Consider the following 7,771-nt stretch of genomic DNA (forward strand, 5'->3'; position numbering starts at 1 on the left):
AGCACTGGCAGATGCCTATTACATTGGTAAGGTTATTTATCCTAATAAATTTGAGGATATTAATCCAGAGCAGAAAGCAGACGAAATATATACATTCCTTGTAGGAAAACCAGTTTATAATGCAATGAAAGAGAAATTAGGAGGATTTGGAAAATTGGAATTTAATAATTAACTATTCTATTTTTATTTTTCTTTCCGGTGATGAAAATGACTCTTTTAAAATGCCCTGGTGAAAGTCCAGAAAAGGTATTAAAACTTTTTGATGAAATTTATTCAAAAACAAGAATTTTTTATTTATTAAAAACTGCATTAGATTTGAATTTATTTGATTATTTAAATGATTTTAAAAGTGCGGAAGAATTGGCAGATATGTTAAATACAAATTTAACTTTAACCAAATATATGTTGAGAATATTCACTGAGCTCGGAATTCTCGAATCTCGTGTTGAAATGAATAGTAATAGTAGTAATATTACTAATAATATTATCTATCGAAATACGAACATAACCAATACATATTTAAAAAAAGATTCAGAGTTCAGTATAATTAATCCAATATCATACTACTTCGAAAATATCAAAAATTGGGAAAATTTAATTGATATTTTAAAAAATAAAGATAATTTTTCCAACACTGATACTAATAACTTTTTTCCAGAAGTTGTTAAAAGAATGGCTGATGAATGCAAATGCTGGGAATTACAGAAGGTTCTATATTACATTTCCAAATATGAAGAGTTTAAAAATGCCAAAAAACTTCTTGATTTAGCTGGAGGACATGGGTTGTATGCAATTGGATTTAGCATGTTAAATAAAAACCTAAAATGCCGTGTTTTTGATTTACCAAATGTTGTTGAAGAAACAAAAAAATTCATTGAAAAATATAATGCAAAAAACATCTCAACAATTGCAGGAGATTTTTATAAGGATGATATTGGAAATGACTATGATATAATCTTTACCTCTTATAATCCCGGAGGAAAAAATCCCAATATAGCAAAAAAAGTTTATAATGCCCTAAATAATGGTGGATTATTCATAAATAAGCAGTTTTTTCCAGAAAAGGAAGAACATATTGAGGACTATTTAAACAATATGGAATGGAACTTTTCCAAACCTGCAGGACTTGAAAAGAGTAGATTAAGATTTACATTTAAGGGGGATTTGAATTTTGATGATTATTTGAAATACTTAGAAAATTTGGGCTTTAAAATTTTAGAAGTTGTAGATATTCCAGAACTTTTAGGATTTAAGAACAATTCACCAGCAAAAATGATTGTTGCTAAAAAACTTTAAATTAATGTATGCTTAACCATAAATTTTATGGATTATCATAAATAATAAATCCTTATATAATAAAGTTTAAATATAAAGAAAGGAAAAGTTATCACTGTAAATTATGAGGGCGGAATATGATATTCGAGAAAAGTAAATAATACATCATAAATTGGATAGTCAAAAAAAATAAAATAGATAATATCAAATGATTACTTGTGAACTACTCCGACCTTACGGACGGAGCTTCCTGCTTCCGACCCGTAGTCTCCACAGGCGTCACTTCGGACTGTCCCAGCCCTAGGCTACCTTTTCTTTTCGGTAGCAATAAATATTGTGAGAATAGTTATATAAATAATTTTCGGCTTTCATCTTCTCCCTTACGGAAGGGGACTTCTCGCCGAAACAAGTTAAAATTTTGACATATATTTAACAAAGTGGGGTGTAAAAAAATGGGAGATGATTCTTACACTATAACATGGAAAGTTGCTTTATTTTATTATGCAGGAGCCCTTACGCCTACAAGTCAAATACCAGATTTTATCAATGAATTTAACGGGGTTGTAATATTAACCAATGATGAAGGGGAATCTGCAAATAAAGATGCACTCATAGATATAGTTGAAAGATTTTGGGAATATAAACCTGGGTATCAAATAATAGTTGAAGTTCCGAATCCTTCTGGGACTTGCACCTATGAGGAAATGAAAAGCTGGATTGACAAAATAGAAGAAAGAGTAGCAGACAAAGTTGGAGGCTATTATTTTGTTCCTGAAGGAGCCTGGACTATGCTGAATGCATCTGGGTGTATAGATAATGTGAAAAAAGCTGTGAATTATGTTAAAAATACATTAAATAAATTTGCCATATGGATACCTGTTGGAGATATTAGTAATATTGAAGGAAGTTTTAATAATATGGATTTATGTCAAAATCTAATAGGTTTTACAAATATAGCTCCACAACCTCATTATTATATGACAAAAGATTCTGAAATGGATTTTAACAAATTGATTGAATTTATGCAAGAGTGTAAAAATAGAGGTTGGGGCGTAGAGTTTGAATGCGATAAAACAGTGTTAGGAAATATTGAAAACTGCGGATGTAAATATAAAAATATATGCATTAGAAGAGCGGCTAATTATTATTGTGCATTGAATAAAGTTGGAAATGTTAAGTATATTTATCACTACTTTAGTAACGATATAGAATGTTATAGGATGGTAAAAAGACACTACGAAGAACATCCATGTCCAAACGATGGATATTCGACATGTTAATTTTTATTTTAAGTTTTTTTAGGTGATAAATTGAAAAAATTTATCCTCTTTTTGGTTTTATTTGTATTTCTTAATCCGCTATTTGCAGAGGAAACTATAAAATACAATATATTATTCGAGGGCATGGCTACAAATGGAACAGATGCAATGATTAGTGTTTATGATAAATCCCACTTAAAAATGTATGAAATACTATACGATGGAAAAGGGTTTAAACTAATTTCAGAATTTCCAATAAATAAATCTGAATTAAATGATTCAAAGATAAACTTCAAACCTAAGAATTGGAATTATTATAGTTATTTTACACATCCCGTTGTAGTTGGTTATTTTAAAGGAAAATGGATTTTTTACAATCCAGAAATGTTAGGGTTCTTTGATGGAAAAAACTTCACTACAACAGTAAGTGGTTACTATTCAGGATGCTCAACGGCAGAAATAGATAAATTTGTTACCGATAACAAAAACACCGTAATTATTAAGTGGAGGGGTTCAACAACATCATGTAATGGAGAGTGGTTTGTTTTATATCATAATTTTACAGATATTAAAAATGTAAAAAGTCAAACTCTGCCAAATCATACAAACGATGTGATATATAATCCCTACGATAATGATTGGTATATTATTACAGAAAAATCTGCCTTTATTTATAAAAATAATAGTTTATATAATTTATTTACCTTTCCAAATAATTTAACAGAGCAATGCATAGCACCAATCGGTTATAAAAAGCTATTAATTTCATTATATTCAAAAGATGGTTATTGTGGATTATACCTATACAATAATGGAAATTTAACAGAAATTCTTAATAAACCAATTTATACAATGGATTATGGTGGTAATGAAGTTTTATTAATATCTACAAAAATCCTGAGCTCACCTAATAGATGCTGCATAGTTGATTATCCAATAAGCGGATGCTATCTATATAAAAATGGAAAAATAGAAAATCTTCCAGATTTAGAAGTTAAAAGAGTTGATTATATTACTTATGTGGATAAAGATAGGTATTGGTTATTAGCGGGGGTTAATAAAGAATCTGCAAAATTAGTTAAATTCAATGGAAATTATATGGAAGATTTAACTCAGCAATTGGTTAATATTATAAATGGAAATAATAATATGAAAAATGAAACCAATAGTGGTTTATATTATTATCTCTATGGATTAATACTTTTAATTATAATTTTGATTTTAGCTAATATGGGAAAAAAATCATAATTCTCTTATTTTCTTTCTCTATGGTTTTTACTACCTTAAGAGTAGCAGAGAAATTATAAAACCGCAGGTTTTCTTTATTTTGAAAATAGGTAGATTTTTAGAAATCTTTGATTTTCTTTATCAAGAGTGAAACGAGTTGGATTAAAAATCTTTTATTTCCCATCGGTCAAATCAAAAAGATTTGTAGGGACCAGCAAGACTTATAATCCATATTTGAGGCCCATAAAAACTAGAGGTTCGTCGAAAAGTGAATTTAGGAAATCCCCGATACTCTTAAAATTATTTGGTGTATGGATATGTCATTTGAAGAAAATCTTTGGAATTTAGTTAAGAACAATAAATGCAACACTTTGTTGTATTCACACGGTATGAAAAATAGAGTATTGCTAAGTTATTTATTAAAGTTTAGGGAAGAATATGATTTTGATTTTGAGGCAGTAACTTTTATTTCAGATAGAAGCCCAAAATGGATTAAAGATGAGATAATATGGATTATGAAAGCAAATAGTGTCAAACATAGATTTATTGAATGTGGGGAGTGCGGGACAAAGTTAGAGAATGAGACACATAATTATCGTAGTGGTTGTGTAGTCTGGGACAATATTAAACACTCTAATAGTGGGGTTGTAGCATCATCAATGGAGGAGTATATTAAAGATAGAGATAGATTCTTAATGTGGTGTAAAAATTACAATTTATTCCCACCATTTATCCACTTAAATATATCAAAAACTGAGCTCGCTGAAGAGTATGAAAAATTAAATAAAAACCTAATTTCAAGTTGTTATCATGCTTGTGTATTTTGCCCAATATTGTATAAACTGGGAAAGGGACCGATATATTTTAAAGGTTTCTATGAGAAAAAAGTTTTAATGGATAAAGAAAGAAAAGAGCATGTTTTGAATGAATTTTATAATGATATAAAAGAGTATGACATTGGAAGAATAGTTAATCTAGTTAAGATTTATCATAACAAATATATAAGGAAGTTGGATGAGTTGTATGTTGATTATGTAAAGAGTAAAGATGTTGGAGTGTATGATAGATTACTGGATAAATGCAAAGAATGCTTGCAGGTAAAATAATGGAGTGGTTCTTACATTTCTCCAAAAAACCTAATATGTATAGAGATTATGATATTTTGAATATGTCAAGAACAGATTGAAAAATAGAATGAGGTAATATATATGAAAGTAAAAGTATAAAAAAAGCGATTTTACTATAATAAACATTGGAAGAGAACTCTACATAACTCTCAAAATTAATTATTTTTCAAACACAAAAATCTCTGCAAAGTTCAGAAGTTTAGCTTAATAATTAATAAATTTACAAAAAGTTTATAGTTTTCATAATAATTATTTTGGTTAATGTAATATTTTATATATAAGATAACAATACAAATATTATTATATTCCATAACAACCTCAAATCTCAATATTTTTAATAATAAAATAAAAACCTAAAATGCCGTGTTTTTGATTTACCAAATGTCATTGAAGAAACAAAAAAATTCATTGAAAAATACAATGCAAAAAATGTTTCTACAATTGCAGGGAATTTTTATAATGACGATATTGGGGTGGGTTATGATATAATATTTACATCATACAACCCAGGAGGGAAAAACCCAAAAATAGCAAAAAAAGTCTATAATGCCCTAAATAATGGTGGATTATTTATAAATAAGCAGTTCTTTCCAGAAAAGGAAGAATGTATTGAAGATTGTTTAAACAATATGGAATGGAACTTCTCCAAACCAAAAGGGCTTGAAAAAGAGAAAGTAAGATTTACATTTAAAGAGGATTTAAACTTGGATAGTTATTTAAAATATTTAAAATATTTAGGATTTGAGATTTTAGAAGTTGCCGATATTCCAGAACTTTTAGGATTTAAGAACAATTCACCAGCAAAAATGATTGTTGCTAAAAAATCTTCAAAATAACACTGTGATAATATGGATATTCCACAAAAATATAAACAATATACTGAAAAGAAGATATCTTTTGGGATTATATTATTAATAATCTTATTTTTAAGTGCAGTATATGCCCTGTGTGTTGGAGATTACAGATTAACTGTCAATCAGGTTGTAGATGCTTTAATAGGTAATGGAACAGGTAATGCGGAGTTAGTTATTTGGAATATGAGATTACCAAGGGTTTTTGCTGCAATAATTGCAGGGATGTCTTTGGCAGTTGCTGGGGCAGTTATGCAGTGTATTTTAAAGAATCCCCTTGCAAGTCCATTTACAATGGGAATTTCCCACGGGGCAATGTTCGGTGCTTCACTTGCAATAATACTTTTCAGTGCAGGGGGAGCGGAAAGCACAGGTCGAATATTTGTAAATAATCCATACTCCATTACTATTTTTGCATTTCTCGGTGCATTAATTGGAGTTTTTGTTATACTACTACTTGCAAAGCTAAGGGGACTGTCCCCTGAGGCCATGATTTTGGCTGGGGTAGCTATGAGCTCACTATTCACAGCATCCACAATGTTGATTCAATACTTCGCCGATGACTTACAGCTTGCGGCAATGGTATATTGGACATTTGGAGACTTGGGAAGACCACTATGGGATGAAATATACATTATGGTTGCAATTATGATTCCTGCATTGTTGTATTTCATATACAGGCGGTGGGACTACAACGCATTGGAGGCCGGGGAAGAAACTGCAAAATCATTGGGAGTTAATACTGAAAGAACTAGATTAATAGGAATGTTTATAGCTTCACTATTAACAGCTGTAAATGTGGCATTCTTAGGAATAATTGGATTCATAGGGCTTATATGTCCCCACATTGTGAGGATATTTATTGGTGGAGATTATAGATTTTTAATTCCAATATCTGCCCTATTTGGTGCGGTGTTGCTTTTAATAGCCGATACCATTGCACGAACAATAATATCTCCAATAGTATTACCTGTTGGAATACTAACATCATTTATGGGAGCTCCGATGTTTTTGTATCTGATTATAAGGATGTATAAAAGGTAAAAAAATAACAAATGAAAAGTGGTAATTATGATTCTCTCAGTTGATGGCGTTGAATTTTCATATAAAAGTAAAAAAATACTGGAAAATGTGAAATTTGAAGTAAATAGAGGGGATGTTGTTTCCATTCTTGGAGTTAATGGAGCTGGGAAATCAACACTAATAAAATGTATAAATAAAATTTTAAAACCAAAGGTTGGAACCATATTGATTGATAATCACGACGTCAGCAAACTGAATAACATGGAACTTGCAAGGAAAATGGGATATGTTCCACAGCGGGCAGATGGAAACTACATGACTGTATTTGATGCTGTGCTTTTGGGAAGAAAACCGCATATAAAATGGGAAGTGTCAGAAAGGGATATCGAACTAACTCACAAAATTTTAAAACTTATGAATTTAGAAGATTATGCTTTAAGATACACAAATGAATTAAGCGGCGGTGAGCTCCAAAAGGTGATAATTGCAAGAGCTCTTGTTCAAGAACCCCAGGTGCTTTTGTTGGATGAACCAACAAACAATCTTGATTTAAAAAATCAATTGGAAGCCATGAAAATTGTAAGAGACATATCAAAATCCAAAAATATTGCTTCAATTATTGTTATGCATGATTTGAATCTTGCTTTAAGGTATTCTGATAAGTTTATAATGCTGAAAGACGGGAAGATTTTTGCTGAGGGGGAGCGGGATATAATAAACCCACATAACATAAGGGAAGTTTATGGCGTTGATGTCCATGTTGAAGAGTTTAATGGAATTCCCCTGGTAGTTCCAATAAGAGACTAAAAATAATTTATAATCGTTCTGCAATTTTATAGTATCGGACATAACAAACTTAACACTACCAGTCATAAAGCTGACTAAAATATACTTCTCGACAAAAACCTTTGGTTTAGTTGAATAATCTACGATTATTCAACTTCCCCGCAACTATGTTGCGGTGGATTGTGAGTCTCGACAAAAATTCTTCGAATTTTTGTGAGTCAGC

At 30.2% G+C, this 7,771-nt stretch carries 6 protein-coding genes and 2 pseudogenes; all 8 read left to right on the top strand.

The genetic code is table 11. The features are described from left to right. Positions 1-172, top strand: a pseudogene (locus F555_RS09560) (iron ABC transporter substrate-binding protein); the annotation flags it as partial. A gap of 35 nt (positions 173-207) precedes the next feature. Beyond that, the gene (locus tag F555_RS0100180; RefSeq protein ID WP_018153213.1) at positions 208-1,296 is read left to right on the top strand and encodes a methyltransferase; all 1,089 of its coding nucleotides are present in this window, start codon (positions 208-210) and stop codon (positions 1,294-1,296) included. A 431-nt stretch (positions 1,297-1,727) separates the two neighbouring features. Continuing rightward, positions 1,728-2,555 carry a DUF4855 domain-containing protein gene (locus F555_RS0100185; RefSeq protein WP_018153214.1) on the top strand — a complete coding sequence of 276 codons (828 nt, stop codon included), beginning with the start codon at positions 1,728-1,730 and terminating at the stop codon, positions 2,553-2,555. 30 nt (positions 2,556-2,585) lie between these two features. Further along, positions 2,586-3,782: a hypothetical protein gene (locus F555_RS0100190; protein ID WP_018153215.1), complete on the top strand. Its 1,197-nt coding sequence runs from the start codon at positions 2,586-2,588 to the stop codon at positions 3,780-3,782. Positions 3,783-4,078: 296 nt separating this feature from the next. Beyond that, the gene (locus F555_RS0100195; RefSeq protein ID WP_018153216.1) at positions 4,079-4,867 is read left to right on the top strand and encodes a hypothetical protein; all 789 of its coding nucleotides are present in this window, start codon (positions 4,079-4,081) and stop codon (positions 4,865-4,867) included. A 365-nt stretch (positions 4,868-5,232) separates the two neighbouring features. Then, a pseudogene (locus F555_RS08790) lies at positions 5,233-5,724 on the top strand (methyltransferase); the annotation flags it as partial. Between the two features lie 12 nt (positions 5,725-5,736). Further along, positions 5,737-6,783, top strand: coding sequence for a FecCD family ABC transporter permease (locus F555_RS0100205; RefSeq protein WP_018153218.1), 1,047 nt, complete (start codon positions 5,737-5,739; stop codon positions 6,781-6,783). A 27-nt stretch (positions 6,784-6,810) separates the two neighbouring features. Further along, positions 6,811-7,569 carry an ABC transporter ATP-binding protein gene (locus tag F555_RS0100210; protein ID WP_018153219.1) on the top strand — a complete coding sequence of 253 codons (759 nt, stop codon included), beginning with the start codon at positions 6,811-6,813 and terminating at the stop codon, positions 7,567-7,569. Positions 7,570-7,771 lie beyond the last annotated feature (202 nt).

Source organism: Methanothermococcus thermolithotrophicus DSM 2095 (assembly GCF_000376965.1).
Classification (GTDB): Archaea; AGJL01; Methanococci; order Methanococcales; family Methanococcaceae; genus Methanothermococcus; species Methanothermococcus thermolithotrophicus.